Origin of the sequence: Paenibacillus sp. JJ-223 (genome assembly GCF_927798175.1) — a bacterium.
In the GTDB taxonomy this organism is placed as follows: domain Bacteria; phylum Bacillota; class Bacilli; order Paenibacillales; family Paenibacillaceae; genus Paenibacillus; species Paenibacillus hubeiensis.
In genome coordinates this window covers 40,723-53,910 of record NZ_CAKMMP010000024.1, presented here as the reverse complement: position 1 = coordinate 53,910, position 13,188 = coordinate 40,723, and the positions used below count along the sequence as shown (strand labels likewise).

The window sequence follows — 13,188 nt, the reverse complement described above, 5'->3', positions numbered from 1 at the left end:
TATGTATTCGCTTTGATCGGAAACATTATATTAAAAAGCGGCATTAAAGTCAATATTACTGCCCTTGTGTGTACACGAATCAGGATAACCGAAAACGCTCGATGCCCTCCTCAAGATTGCGGGTCGCCCATGCCACGTGTTCCTTGTTATCGAACTGCCGATACGCACATTCTATCCGGAGCACCAGATCAAAATACAGGTCGTAAAGGCTCCTTCTCTGCCGTTCGCTTGCCGTTGCAGCCGCTCTTCCATAACCTTTGACAAATCCGGGCGTATTGTTAAAATGACTGAAATAGTGCTCCATCAAAGGGTCAGCCCATAGCGAACGCTCAAAATCAATGATGGCCGTAATTTTGCCCTGTTCCACAAAAACATTGCCATCCCACAAATCCCAGTGGACCAGTACAGGTTCTTTTACATCAACCAAGACATCCGATTTCTCTTGAATTAAACGTTCGAGGTCTTCATAACCGATCGAAAATTCCACTCCAGCCTCTTTCCCATCTGCGAGCAAATCATCCATCAGGTTCAGGAAAGCTTCTTTCCAGGTAGCATATTGTGTTTTTCGCTCGGAAAAGTAGCCGAATTTTTCGCCCTTGATCTCATTGATTCTCCGATTGTAAGCGCCCAGCTGCTGTTCGATGGCTTCCTGCTCTTCCACACTGTATTGGTCTTTGACCTTGTTATAAGGCTTGCCTGGCATGTATTCCATAATAAAATACTCTGCAGGGACAAAGCTCCGCGAAAGATCATGGGCGAGCACACGGGGAACGGGAACATCCTGGAGATCCGCGGCGAGACGAAGTGCCTGCACCTCCGCAACCATCACATCCTGTTCACAGCGCATTCGTTTAATTCCGGAGGAAGGTGCAATTTTGAGTACAACTTTCTGTCCGTCATCCAACGTAATACAATAGGCATGGTTCGCCCATCCATCCGTCATCTCCTTGTATTCTCTGACACCTGTCCTGAAATGATGTTGAGTAATCCGGTTCAACTGTTCTGAAGTCAGCCTCGTTTTATAATTACTTTCCACTTTGCACCTCATTTACCTTATTCGTTAAGGGGATGACAATGTAAAGAAATATTTCCATACCCATTATGTCCGGCCCTCTCTACGCTTGCAAGACCTTTGATCACCTTCCAACATTTAAAGGCAAACTCACCGTAAAAACAGAGCCTCCTTCTGGTCTGTTCCCGGCCTGGACCCTTCCTCCCAGAATCTCAGTAATTTTCCATACAATGGACAGACCCAGGCCAGCACCACCCGTTTTGCGGTTTCTGGATTGCTCGCCTCTGTACAACGGCTTGAACAAATGCTGCAGGTCAGAACTGGCAATTCCAGGGCCTGTATCTTGAACAGCTATGGCCCATATGCCGTTATCACACGTTGCCTTCACTTCAATGCTTCCGCCTTCTGGAGTATAACGCAAGGCATTATCCAGAAGATTTCCGAACGCCCTTTGCAGCAGATATGGATCCGTCATGATTTCAGCTCCCTGCTCCGGCAATGACAGCGCAAGACGGATCTGTTTGCGATTCGCTTCTTCCTGATACCCCAGGATCAACTCGTTCAGTAATCCGTCCATTCGTGTGCTTGCAAGCGTTGGTTTGTCTTCAAACCAGTCGAGCTTGGTATATGTAAGCAGGTCGGTGACCAAGTGATTCAGAACATCTGCTTTAATACGGCAATTTCGGATATACCTTTGAGTTTTTTCGGGAGTGAAGGCAACGCCATTCTCCAGCCCTTCCAGATAACCACGGATGGCAAAAACGGGTGTTCTTATATCATGGACGATGGAAGCGATGAACAGCCGCCGCTCTTCTTCCATGGCCTGCTGCCGAATTAGGGAATGTTCCAGTTCGGCCCGCATTTTTTTGAAGCCTGCCGAAACCTCATGTACTTCTTTCACTCGGGAAGACGGAAGATCCACACAAAATTCACTTCTGGAAATCCCCTGTGCTGCCTGTCCCAGTTTCTTCAATGGTTTCAGCACCTGCTTGTTCAGGAACCAGGCACCTGTAAGCAAAATGATGGCAAGCAAACATCCCCAAATCACAAATCCGCCGTATTCCATAATCATTTTTTCAGCCAAGCTGCCATAGCTCCGCAATACCGGACCCTGATCCTGAATATAAACCATTCCGGTCAGCGTGTTCGTCGATGAATATACATAAAACTCATTTAATACGTTCCACTCCGAAAAGTCACCGACATTCTCCTTGGGCGTTATGTCTCCCCCTTCTTCAAGAATATATCCTCCTTCATCATATATGTTCGAGAAAATCTCCCGACGTTCTCTGTCCAGCAGCCGTATCCCAACATTCATTTTTTTGGAATCCTGCTCCAGCTTGATTTGCCACTCTTCGCTTTCCCACTGATCCCGCTGAGCCAAAATTCTCTGCTGCACCCATTCAATGCTGTATCCATCGTCGGTCGTTGCCATATTTGAATACCAATTCCCTGTTAATTTCACAACCGAAATTGGAACAAGCACTGTACACAAGATGATAATCAACAGCCACTGTTTTAATGATAACCGGCTTTTCATTAAAGATTGGAACCCCTTCATGACAACGGCTCTCCCGTAAATTTATATCCCGTTCCCCATACGGTCTGTATGTATTCGTTTCCCGTACTTCCCCTCTCAATCTTGTCCCTGATCCGGGCTATAAACACTCTTACCGAATGCTGATCTCCGTAGTGTTCTCCCCAGATTCGGTCGATGATCTGATCATGCGTAAACACCTGATTGCGATGTTTGGCCAGCAAAGCCAGCAAGTCAAATTCCTTGGTTGTGAGCGTAACCTTTTCACCATTCACCTCGACCTCACGTGCGGAGTAATCAATGCTCAAACCTTTGAATAAGCCGATTGCCAACGAAGTGGATTCCTCTTTGCCAAACCGCCGCCTCACCGCTTTGATTCTGGCAATAATCTCTCCCGGTGTGGCGGACTTAACGATGTAGTCATCCCCTCCGACGCCCAATCCTCTGATTTTATCGGTAGATTCCTCCCTGGCACTCAGAAACAAGACGGGAACATCCGAATATTCCCGAATGGCACGGCAGATTGTAAAACCCGACTCGCCGGGCATCATCACATCGAGCAGCACACAATCCACCCGATTTTGATTCATGATCCGCATGGCCGCTTCCCCGTTCTCCGCAGTAAGGACAGCATACCCCTCCATTTCGAGAAAATCACGCATAAGCTCTATAATTTCAATGTCATCATCCACAATCAAGATTACTTCCTGCATACTGTATCTCCCTTTCTCATCTGCTGTCCCATTATTATGGAGCATTCCTGTTGTTGATGGAACCTCCTAAACAGCGATTAGATAAAAGTACTATATTTTATTGATACATTATTGATCTTTTTCCCACAAAAAGGTGAGACATCTTCTGCATAATGATATCGATCAAAGCGATTCAGCAGATTTCCGTGAAAAGGAGAAAAGAGAAATGAGTAAACCCGTTTTACAAACCCACAATCTAAGCAAAGTCTACGGGGAAGGCAATCAAAGTGTTCCTGCCCTCGATGCTGTTGACCTGGCGATCCATCAAGGAGAGTTTGTTGCCATCATGGGACCCAGTGGTTCCGGCAAGTCCACATTGCTTCATCTGTTATCAGGTTTGGACAGGCCGACCCGTGGTAAAGTCATGCTGGACGGACAAGATTTATACGCCGGCACGGAATCCGCAATCACACTCACCCGCAGAGACAAGATCGGTTTTATTTTTCAGATGTTCAACCTGATTCAGGTACTAACGGCTCAGGAGAATGTAGCTTTGCCATTTCTGCTTGCTGGCAAGACTGACAGTAAAGTTAATAGCATGGCGTTGGATATGCTCAAAAAAGTAGGCATTGGGCATCTGGCAGCTTCATATCCATCCCAGATGTCAGGTGGACAGCAGCAACGGGTAGCCATCGCCAGAGCATTGATTACACAACCCCGCATCATGATGGCCGATGAACCTACGGGCAGTCTGGACTCCAAAACAGGGAAAGACATTCTGACGGTTTTGCGAAGCTTCTGTGATACAGGCAATCATTGCCTGGTTATGGTGACCCATGATGCAAGCGTCGCCTCTTATGCGCACAGAGTTCTTTTTATGAAAGATGGGAAATTGGTAGAAAACCTGAACCTGCAGCAGGACCCAAAAGTGAACCTGAGTCAGATCACATCCAGAATTGAGGGAATGCTGATATGAAGTGGATGTTAGCCCGTCTGGCTTGGCGTTTCTTGATTGCACGTAAAATAAGAGCCTTCTTTGCCATAATGGGAATAAGCCTGGGAGTTCTTCTTCTTGTATCGTCTCAGACGATGATGAGCACTTTGCAGCATTCCACTGAAGTTTCAGCGCGGGAGAGGTTCGGTGATTTTGATCTGATAGCAGGATATAACGAAGGGCAAAGGCTGCTTTCTTCCAAAGATATAACATGGATTAACAACCTCGAAGGGGTGCAGGAGACCACTCCGATCTTGCTGCCCTACACAGCAGGACACATGCCCGAAAATGTTGCTGTTCAACCCTTTTATTACAGCTTCAAAGCAGACCGTCTGGCCGCTGAGCATGAACTGCTTTCTCTGCAAACGGGATCATTTCCTGAAGATGCGCAAGTACTGATTTCCTCCAAATATGCCAAGGAGGCGGGGCTGGGGATCGGTTCGACCTTGACATTGCCTTTCCCACCCGCCGAAGATCAGACCGTAACGGTCTCGGGAATTCTAAAAGAAAGCGAAAGCTTGTCCCGTCTTTTTATTTTCAATTATGATTGGATCAGCAAGCTGACAGATCATACCGGACAGGCTAGTGCGCTGATCCTGAAGCTGGATAACGGGAATGTAAAGAGTGAGGTCATCGAGCAATTGAATGACCATTTCGACGGACTTACTATTGATCGCCGCAGCGCAAAGGAAGAGGAACAAAAAAATTTGGGTGGGCTTCGGCCGCTGGTAACCGGACTGTCCGTTATTGTTCTGCTTGGGAGTATTTTGATCGTCATTAGTACTTTGCAAATGTCCGTCCAAGAGAGACAGAAGGAACTGGCGGTTCTCCGGCTTTTGGGAGGCACACGGAGACAATTGTTCGAGATGGTCATTTGGGAAGCCTTGTGGATCAGTATTCTGTCCTCATTCATAGGATCCGCGGGGGGGATTATGCTGTGTTATGCTACTTCTGGGGTGCTTGAAAAATGGATGGGATATCGTGTGGATTCAGTTGTGGTATCCTATCCGGTGATTGCCGCTGTCATGCTCGGAAGTATTCTCGTTACACTGCTTGCTTCCTTCATCCCGGCTTATTCCTCCAGCAGAATGTCTCCACTTGCTGCCCACCGTCAACAGCCGGCACGTCTTACACAGCACTCTTTGTGGAAGCATATCGCCGTGTATTCCCTATTTGTTGGACTTATTGCACTTTCCATTCTGATCCCCGGGGGCAAGGAAACGTCCAAAACCGCGGTCATTATCGTCGGTGTACTGTTTGTTCTCCTATGTTTTTTGTGCATTTCCTTCCTGCTTAAGCCATTAATCAAAGGGATTGCACTGTGCCTGAAGCCTTTATATGCCATGGAAGGGACCATTGCTGGCAGAAATGCACTTAGCCGCATCGGACGAAGCAAACAAATCACCCGGGTAATCATGCTCTCCGTTATTGTCGGATTCGTAGGGTTCAGCGTTCTTGATAGCATAGTGAAGGAAACAGAAAAAAATATGGCCAATCAATTCCCCCTGGATTATATTATCCAGTCGGCCGAAGCTTCATATGAACCTGGATTCTCACCCGAACTGAGCAATCAGCTGAACCGCCTGAAAGGAATAGACAGTATTACAATAAGTTCAAGTCTCCTCGTAGATATCCCGGTTAATCAAATGTCACCGGATTGGAACGGTTCTGTGTTTAAAATTGATAACAAGGATCACGTGTTGGCAAGCCTGCAATCGATGGATTTGATCAAAGCTCAGCAGTTTTCTTCTTATCAGGTCGTTGAGGGTAAGATTCAGGATCTGCAAAAGAACCAGATTGTAGTCACGAAGGATTTCTGTCGTTACTTCGGGTACTCTATTGGGGATACACTGGAACTAAAGATGGATGAAGTCAGCGAGGCAGCTGGCGCTGCTCCCTTACAGATGAATATTGTGGGTGTTATCGATCAAAATCCATTGTTTCCGGGAGACGAAATGACCATGTATACTTCCGTTGACGCCGTTAACAGCTACCGGGAAGCCAAGGTGGAACAAATTCTGTTCAATATCACGGACAAGAATCAGCAGGAAGCCATAAAAGCACAGGTTCAGTCCCTACTTGAACAGCCCGAATATCAAAATACTGTATTTTATGACCGCATGGCGGAACTGGAGACGTTCTATCAGCAATACAAACAGCGTACGGCTTTTTTAACGGCCTCCATACTGCTTTTGACGCTTATTATCCTTGCCGGACTAATGAACATTATGTCCAGCAATCTAAGAGAAAGTCAAAAAGAGTTTGCCACGATGCGCTCCATCGGAAGCAAACCCTGGCAGGTCATCCGTTTAGCCTGGTTCGAAGGAATAATGATAGCGGTATCCGGGACTGTCATGGGACTCATTGCTGGCGTACTGTTACGTTATCAATTTTTGAGTGCTCTCGATGCCCAAAGCCCTGCTCCATACGGAATGATATTCGTCATCCTGGCGATCAGTCCCATTATAGGCATTGCCTCTGCTCTGCCATCAACGTACTGGTTGTCCAAAATCCAATACAATCGGGATTAAAAAAAGAGCTGCCATTGCATAACATGCAGGCAGCTCTTTTACTCACTTTATTTTACAGCAACGTAGAACAGGCGCTGCGCCTCCGGTCCGGCTTCATCCCACTCAAAGTCTGCATAGACACCGACTTCCCTGAATCCTGCCTTAAGCAGCTCAAGCTTCATCCATTCCGGATCGTAGGCCCGCTGTACGTGCACTTCCTCGAAGCGCTGATACATGTCCTTGCCGGCTTCCTTCATGCGTGCAAAGATGCTCAAATGATGTTCGATTTCGCACCGCTCCCGGTCCATGTCGCATGTCCAGATATAGGACACGGCGCGTTCGTCCAATACAAAAGGCTGTTCGTCATCATATCGAATCAGGGTATTCGGATGATGCACGTCGAACATAAACGTGCCTTCCTCCTTCAGCATCGCGTACGTCCGCTGGAACGTGCGAACGACATCTTCTTTTTCGAGCAAATAATTGATGCAGTCGCAGAACGAAATGACCGAATCTACCGGCTCGGGAACGCTCCAGTCCCGCATGTCCTGCTGCACCCACCGCACGCTGCCTCCACGGTACATGCGATGGCCCTGCGGCGTGGCATCCATTTTGTTTCTTGCCACGGACAGCATGTCCGCTGACAAATCGATCCCGATCACTTCAAAACCCGAATTGACCAAAGGAATCGTGATGGAGCCCGTCCCGCAGCCCAACTCGACCACGCTTTTCGGCATGCCGTGCCGTTCCCAGGCCGTCCGCGCAAATCGGATCCAATCGGGATAGGGCATATCCTCCATTAATTCATCGTATACGTAGGCAAATCTACGGTAAGACATGTCAGACACCGCACTTTCGAATTCAATTTAAACCTTTTCCAAAAAGAAAGCAGGGCATCCGGCTTTCGTCCAGTTTACCCTGCCATCTTTATTCGGCATTCAGCTTTATTCCGAGAGGTGGCCAGCTGCCGGATCGAGCCAGATCCAAGCCCGTAGGGTGCAGATCTGCATATATCCTGTCGCAAGCCCGTCAAGGAATGGAAGCGAAGCGCCTATTTAGGTTGATCGTCGTCCGCAGGAACCGCGTCCGCGAGATATGTCCAGCTTTCTTTTTGCTTCACGAGCCCTTCTTTCATCAGTTTGCCAAGGCCCCTCTTAAAAGCGGATTTGCTGATGCCGAACCGTTTCTTGATGATGTCCGGCGGCGTGCTATCGGAATAGGGCATGCCGCCTGTCGGACGTTCCTTGAGGAACGCAAGCAGCATGTCCGCGTCCTCATTGCGTCCAACTTCCTTGCGAGGCGACATCGCAAGATTTACGCGTCCATCCTCGCGAACGAGCGTTACCCGGCATTTCACCTTTTCGCCAAGGCGCAGCATCCGGTTCCGTTCGGAAGAATGAATCATGCCGATGGCCCCGAAACCGAGCACTCCGCCTTCGACGAGCACGAATGTACCCATTTGCAGCGGCTTGTACACAAGGACGTCGACCCATTGATTCAGCCAGGTCGTCGGTGCATGGAACGCCAGCGGAGCAAGCTCCCGTTCGCCGGCCAGCTTGGCCCGCAAACGCCCTTGCTTATCATGCTCCATGATCACGAACACTTCATCGCCAACCTGCGGGTGAAGCTCAGGCAGCTCGGGCAATTCGCGAATCGGGAGCAGCAGCTGCCGTCCAAGTCCCATCTCGAGGAAACAGCCTAAACGAGGATGAACATCAGCCACGACGAGGCGGCCCATTTCCCCCAGCGTCAGCAGCGGCTTTTTCATCGTAGCCGCGAGACGGTCCTCGGTATCAAAAAACAGAAATACTTCCAACGTTTCGCCAATCTTGATTTCTCTAGTCAGTTCCGTGTAATGGAGCAATACATCCTCCGTGCCTGTCGTCAGGAAGTAGCCGTACGGCGACACTTCGCGTGCAACGGGCAAAGAAACGATCGTACCCGCAATCAAACTCATACCGTCTCCACCACTTTGGCGTCAGACCACAGACGCTCGATGTTGTAGTATTCGCGTTCATCCCGATGGAATACGTGAACGACCACGTCTCCAAGGTCCATCAGTACCCAACGCGCCGAATCCATGCCTTCGATGCCGCGGATATTGACGCCGGCAGCGTGTGCCTGTTTGCGAATTTCCGTGGCGATCGACTGCACCTGCGTATCGGAATTCCCGTGACAGATCACGAAGTAATCCGCTACAAGGGAAATGCCTTTCAGATCCAAGGCAACGATGTTGGACGCTTTTTTATCGTCGGCGGCAGTAACCGCCATATTCATAAGTTCTTTCGATGATATTGTCATGAACCAACCTCCATGTTCGATAGTTGTAAAATCAAATCATTCCGGGCCAGCATCGTCAGCGGATAAATGACGCGCCGCTGGGAGATCAGCAGGCTGATCGTCGAATCAAAACCGGCAATGAGCCCCGCCTCCAGGCTTTTCTCGGCCTGTTCGCGGATCAGATCCACGCCGGGAAAATCCCTGCCCGGTTCAATATAGTCGGCAAGACATACCACTTTATCAAGCAGGCTCATCCCCACTCTCCCCGAGGTATGCCACTGAATGGCATTAAGGATTTCGGGGTCGTCAATGCCGTAATCGCGCCGGGCAACGAATGCGCCGACCTCGGAGTGCCACAATTGTTTGTCATGCCGCAGCAGTTCCTCGTTCAATCCGTTATTGCGAATGACGGCCTCCATCTCCGAGACGGGCCAATATTTGGCCACATCGTGCAGAATCGCCGCCAAGTCGGCTTTTACCGGATCAGCGCCATACTTTTCGGCAAGGCGCACGGCCGAATCCATGACGCCTTGCGTATGCTTCCATCGCTTTTCGGGCATCTGTCCGGAAACGGCGCGGATTAATTCATCACGGCTTAGCTCCATATAAACCGCTCCTTACAATGTATTCGTAAACCGAATCGGGAACCATGAAGCGGACGGAATGGCCGCTTGCCAATCGTCTGCGTATGGCTGTCGAGGAGATGTCCACCAGCGGCATCTCGGCCAGCAGCACTCGGCCTTGCAGCTCGTCAGGAAGATCATCCAGATGCAGCTGGAATCCGGGTCGCCCTACGCCGATGAAAGTAAGACGGGCTGCCAGCTCTTCGATCTGTTCCCATTTGGGCAAATAGTTCACCATATCCGCTCCGATAATGAAATAAAAATCATGCTCCGGGTAGCGTCTCCAGAGCTCTCGCATCGTATCGATCGTATACGAGACACCGCCCAGCTCCATTTCGATATCCAGCACTTCGTACTGCTGCACATCTTTCACGGCAGCCGTCGTCATGTCCAGACGCTGCCGGCCCGAAGCTCCAGCCTCGCGTTTGTGCGGCGGCACATGCGATGGCATGAACCAGACTTCGTCGAGCGCATGCGAATCCCGGGCCGCCTCGGCCGCGAGCAGATGCCCCATATGGATCGGGTCGAACGTTCCACCCATGATGCCGATCTTCACCCGCTTCACCGCCTAAGGGAGTTCAATTTGCTTGTTGTCGCGCGATTCCTTGTACAGAACGATCGTGCTGCCGATCACCTGAACGAGTTCGCTGCCCGTCTCGCGCGCCAGCTCTGCGGCGATTTCGTTTTTGTCGTCCAGGCAGTTGTTGAGCACCTGCACTTTCATCAATTCACGTTTCTCGATCGCTTCCTCGATGTGACGGAACAAATGCTCGTTGGTTCCTCCTTTGCCGATTTGGAATACAGGGGTCAAATGATGTGCTTGCGAGCGCAAAAAGCGCTTTTGTTTTCCGGTTAACATAAATCCTTCATAACTCCTTATGCCGAGCAGGTCACGGAAAAAACAAAAACAACCTCGTTCAATGTCATTTCCGAACCTGAGCGTTCAATTATATTTTTAACAGGTTAAAACTGTTCAATACCGCGCGCCGCATCGTTTCTACCGGCACAGGTACGCCGAGCCAGTGCTCGAAAGCCACTGCTCCTTGATACACAAACATGCCCAAGCCGCCGTGCACGATGCAGCCGCGCTTCTTCGCTTCCTGCAGCAGGCGGGTTTCCAGCGGGTTATAGATCAGGTCGCTTACGGCCGCCCCCTCCCGAATAAATGCAGGATCTACGGGAACATCGTCCACATAGGGATGCATGCCCGCGGACGTTGTGTTGATGACGATATCCGCTTCGGCCAATATCGATTCGGCTTGTTCCATGCCGCTGCCCACAATTTGTCCGAGACCATGGCTGCTCAGATCCGCAGCCAATGCAACAGCCCGGGCCGCAGTGCGGTTCAAAATGCTGATCCGTTCGGGCATTTCGAGGGCCAAAGCGTAAATGACGCCCCTGGCCGCTCCTCCGGCACCAAGAACGGCGATGTTCTTGCCTTTGAGATCAGGCACAGCTTCTTCCTTAAGGGACCGGACATATCCGATCCCGTCCGTGTTGTAGCCCGTCAGCCTGCCGTTTCTATTGACGATGGTGTTCACGGCCCCGATGAGCCGCGCGCTCTCGTCGATATGGTCGAGATACTGCATAACCTGTTCCTTGTGCGGAATGGTCACGTTAACGCCAAGATAACCAAGGGCAGCAATGCCTCGAACAGCCGCCTCCAGCTGCCCTGGCAGTACATGCAGCGGCATGTACATGCCGCTCACGCCTGCCGCCTGCAGGGCCGCATTATGCATGGCCGGGGATTTGGAGTGCGCGATAGGATCGCCCATTACCCCAAGCAGGACAGGAAGCGCAGCATGCTCTTTCTTCGATTCCGTCATTCGATTCGCCTCCGATCGGCCGGGATGCTCGCCGCAACCGTCATTTTAAATCAAGGATGGGCGGAGAAGCACGCGGATGCCTTTTGGCGCATGCACCGCAACCAGTGCCCCGTTCTCTCCGTTCGCCTTGATCCAGCCCAGACCGGAAATAAAAATGTCGGACTGGCTGCCGCGTTTGATGCGGAACTCGTGCCGGGTCCATTCAGGCATGTCCGCCGCGTTCTCGCGCGTCGGCGGCGACAGCAGCTCCCCGGCATGGTCGCGGTACAATTCGTCTGCACGCTCCAGCTTCGTGCGGTGAATGCCTAATGCGTTGCTGATATAACACGTAAAGGATTGGCGGTCTCCCTCGATGAAATCGAAGCGAGCCATGCCGCCAAAGAACAACGTCTGGCCTGCATTCAATTGGTATACCGCCGGTTTAAGCGGCTTTTCCGGCATGATCGCGCCCAGATCCTTGCGGGACACGATCTCGCTGAATCGCCATGGATACATGATTCCGGGCGTATCGATGATATGTTTGCCATCGTCCAGCGGAATGTTCACCATGTCCAGCGTCGTTCCCGGATAACGGGATGTGGTCAGTTCCTGCTCCAGATCGCTGTAGTCGCGGATCAGCCGGTTGATCAGGGTCGATTTGCCGACATTGGTTCCGCCCACGACATATACGTCGCGGTCCCCGCGGTACTCGGACACCAGTTCAAGCAAACGATCGAAGCCCTGATTCTGCTTGGCGCTGCACAGCACCACGTCCACGGTGCGCAGCCCTTGCTCCTTGGCCTGTTTCTGCACCCAATTGCGGACTTTGTTCCAATTCGTTACTTTGGGCAGAAGGTCCGTTTTGTTGACGACCAGCAGCACCGGATTGTTGCCGACGAAGCGCTGCAATCCGGAAATGATGCTGCCGTCAAAGTCGAACAGATCCACGATATGGATGACGAGCGCGTCCTTATTCCCGATTTTGCTGAGCAGCGCCAGGAATTCGTCCTGGTCTACCGTAACGGAAGAGGATTCGTTATAGTTTTTAATGCGAAAACAGCGCTGGCAAATGACCGGTTCGCGATCCAGCGCTTTCTCGGGGATGAAGCCGGGTTTTTCCGTATTTTCCGTCTGCAGATGCGCACCGCATCCGCTGCATTTCACGGCAAGTTGGCCGTTATGCGTTTCTGTCATTTCTTTTTATCCTCCTCAAGCCATAAGCCTTTCTTGCTCAAACGGGTAACGGCTATTCGCTCCACGCGCCGATTGAACCGGGTCATGAAGCCTTCGTCATCGATGGAGATGGGCAACACCAGCACCGTGTACAGTCCGAGGCGGTTGCCGCCAAACACATCCGTAAGCATCTGATCGCCAACGACCATCGTTTGTTCCGGCGTCAGGCCCATCATGTTCATCGCTTTGCGGAACGGCACGTTCGACGGTTTGCGTGCGCTGTGCACGTATTGGATGTCCAGCGGCGTCGCAAATACCGATACGCGGTTCAAATTGTTATTGGATACGATGATCAGCTTGAAGCCGACCTCTTTCACGCGCGCAAACCATTCGATCAGCTCCGGCGTGGCGTCGGGCGCTTTGGCTCCGACGAGCGTATTGTCCAGGTCTGTAATAATCCCGCGATAGCCTTGGGCATACAGTCCTTCCAAATCAATATCATAAACCGTGTCCACCCGAAGTTTGGGCATCAGCATTTTAAACAAAAAAAGTCACCTCAGTT

At 50.7% G+C, this 13,188-nt stretch carries 14 protein-coding genes and 1 other annotated feature (1 of these 15 only partly in view); of the genes, 2 read left to right on the top strand and 12 right to left on the bottom strand.

Annotation, left to right across the window (positions count from 1 at the left end; translation table 11 throughout):
* Nucleotides 1-4, bottom strand: a binding site (T-box leader); it reaches 263 nt to the left of the window's first position.
* 75 nt (nt 5-79) lie between these two features.
* The 3 genes from L6H98_RS29520 to L6H98_RS29510 all read right to left on the bottom strand — a co-directional run bounded on the left by L6H98_RS29520 (nt 80) and on the right by L6H98_RS29510 (nt 3,262).
* A complete protein-coding gene (locus L6H98_RS29520) occupies nt 80-1,036 on the bottom strand; it encodes an aminoglycoside phosphotransferase family protein (protein WP_236421283.1) in 957 nt (318 codons plus the stop codon).
* 100 nt (nt 1,037-1,136) lie between these two features.
* Nucleotides 1,137-2,447, bottom strand: coding sequence for a HAMP domain-containing sensor histidine kinase (locus L6H98_RS29515; protein ID WP_236421282.1), 1,311 nt, complete (start codon nt 2,445-2,447; stop codon nt 1,137-1,139).
* Between the two features lie 122 nt (nt 2,448-2,569).
* Nucleotides 2,570-3,262, bottom strand: coding sequence for a response regulator transcription factor (locus L6H98_RS29510; RefSeq protein ID WP_236421281.1), 693 nt, complete (start codon nt 3,260-3,262; stop codon nt 2,570-2,572).
* Between the two features lie 205 nt (nt 3,263-3,467).
* Here L6H98_RS29510 and L6H98_RS29505 point away from each other — a divergent pair, with 205 nt between their 5' ends.
* Together L6H98_RS29505 and L6H98_RS29500 are read left to right on the top strand one after the other, a co-directional pair.
* Complete coding sequence (locus tag L6H98_RS29505) at nt 3,468-4,217, top strand: ABC transporter ATP-binding protein (RefSeq protein WP_236421280.1); 750 nt, start codon at nt 3,468-3,470, stop codon at nt 4,215-4,217.
* Nucleotides 4,214-6,766, top strand: a complete 2,553-nt coding sequence (locus L6H98_RS29500; protein ID WP_356724846.1) for an FtsX-like permease family protein — start codon at nt 4,214-4,216, stop codon at nt 6,764-6,766. Before L6H98_RS29505 ends, L6H98_RS29500 begins: the two co-directional genes overlap by 4 nt.
* Nucleotides 6,767-6,813: 47 nt before the next feature.
* Here the strand turns inward: L6H98_RS29500 and L6H98_RS29495 are convergent, their stop codons facing one another.
* The 9 genes from L6H98_RS29495 to L6H98_RS29455 form a co-directional block, all read right to left on the bottom strand.
* Nucleotides 6,814-7,584, bottom strand: coding sequence for a class I SAM-dependent methyltransferase (locus L6H98_RS29495; protein WP_236421279.1), 771 nt, complete (start codon nt 7,582-7,584; stop codon nt 6,814-6,816).
* 212 nt (nt 7,585-7,796) lie between these two features.
* Nucleotides 7,797-8,702: a S1-like domain-containing RNA-binding protein gene (locus L6H98_RS29490; protein ID WP_236421278.1), complete on the bottom strand. Its 906-nt coding sequence runs from the start codon at nt 8,700-8,702 to the stop codon at nt 7,797-7,799.
* Complete coding sequence (gene rsfS / locus L6H98_RS29485; RefSeq protein WP_236421277.1) at nt 8,699-9,046, bottom strand: ribosome silencing factor; 348 nt, start codon at nt 9,044-9,046, stop codon at nt 8,699-8,701. The genes L6H98_RS29490 and rsfS overlap by 4 nt, the downstream gene beginning before the upstream one ends.
* Nucleotides 9,043-9,630: a bis(5'-nucleosyl)-tetraphosphatase (symmetrical) YqeK gene (gene yqeK, locus L6H98_RS29480; protein WP_236421276.1), complete on the bottom strand. Its 588-nt coding sequence runs from the start codon at nt 9,628-9,630 to the stop codon at nt 9,043-9,045. Before yqeK ends, rsfS begins: the two co-directional genes overlap by 4 nt.
* On the bottom strand, nt 9,614-10,204 hold the full coding sequence (locus L6H98_RS29475) for a nicotinate-nucleotide adenylyltransferase (RefSeq protein WP_236421275.1): 591 nt from the start codon (nt 10,202-10,204) through the stop codon (nt 9,614-9,616). Before L6H98_RS29475 ends, yqeK begins: the two co-directional genes overlap by 17 nt.
* Before the next feature lie 12 nt (nt 10,205-10,216).
* Nucleotides 10,217-10,507 (bottom strand): ribosome assembly RNA-binding protein YhbY, encoded by a 291-nt coding sequence (gene yhbY, locus L6H98_RS29470; protein ID WP_236421274.1) that lies wholly within the window; start codon nt 10,505-10,507, stop codon nt 10,217-10,219.
* 88 nt (nt 10,508-10,595) lie between these two features.
* On the bottom strand, nt 10,596-11,474 hold the full coding sequence (aroE, locus tag L6H98_RS29465) for a shikimate dehydrogenase (RefSeq protein ID WP_236421273.1): 879 nt from the start codon (nt 11,472-11,474) through the stop codon (nt 10,596-10,598).
* Between the two features lie 45 nt (nt 11,475-11,519).
* On the bottom strand, nt 11,520-12,647 hold the full coding sequence (yqeH, locus tag L6H98_RS29460) for a ribosome biogenesis GTPase YqeH (protein WP_236421272.1): 1,128 nt from the start codon (nt 12,645-12,647) through the stop codon (nt 11,520-11,522).
* Entirely contained in the window at nt 12,644-13,171 is a 528-nt protein-coding gene (locus tag L6H98_RS29455; protein WP_236421271.1) for a YqeG family HAD IIIA-type phosphatase, read from the bottom strand. The genes yqeH and L6H98_RS29455 overlap by 4 nt, the downstream gene beginning before the upstream one ends.
* Between the last annotated feature and the right edge of the window lie 17 nt (nt 13,172-13,188).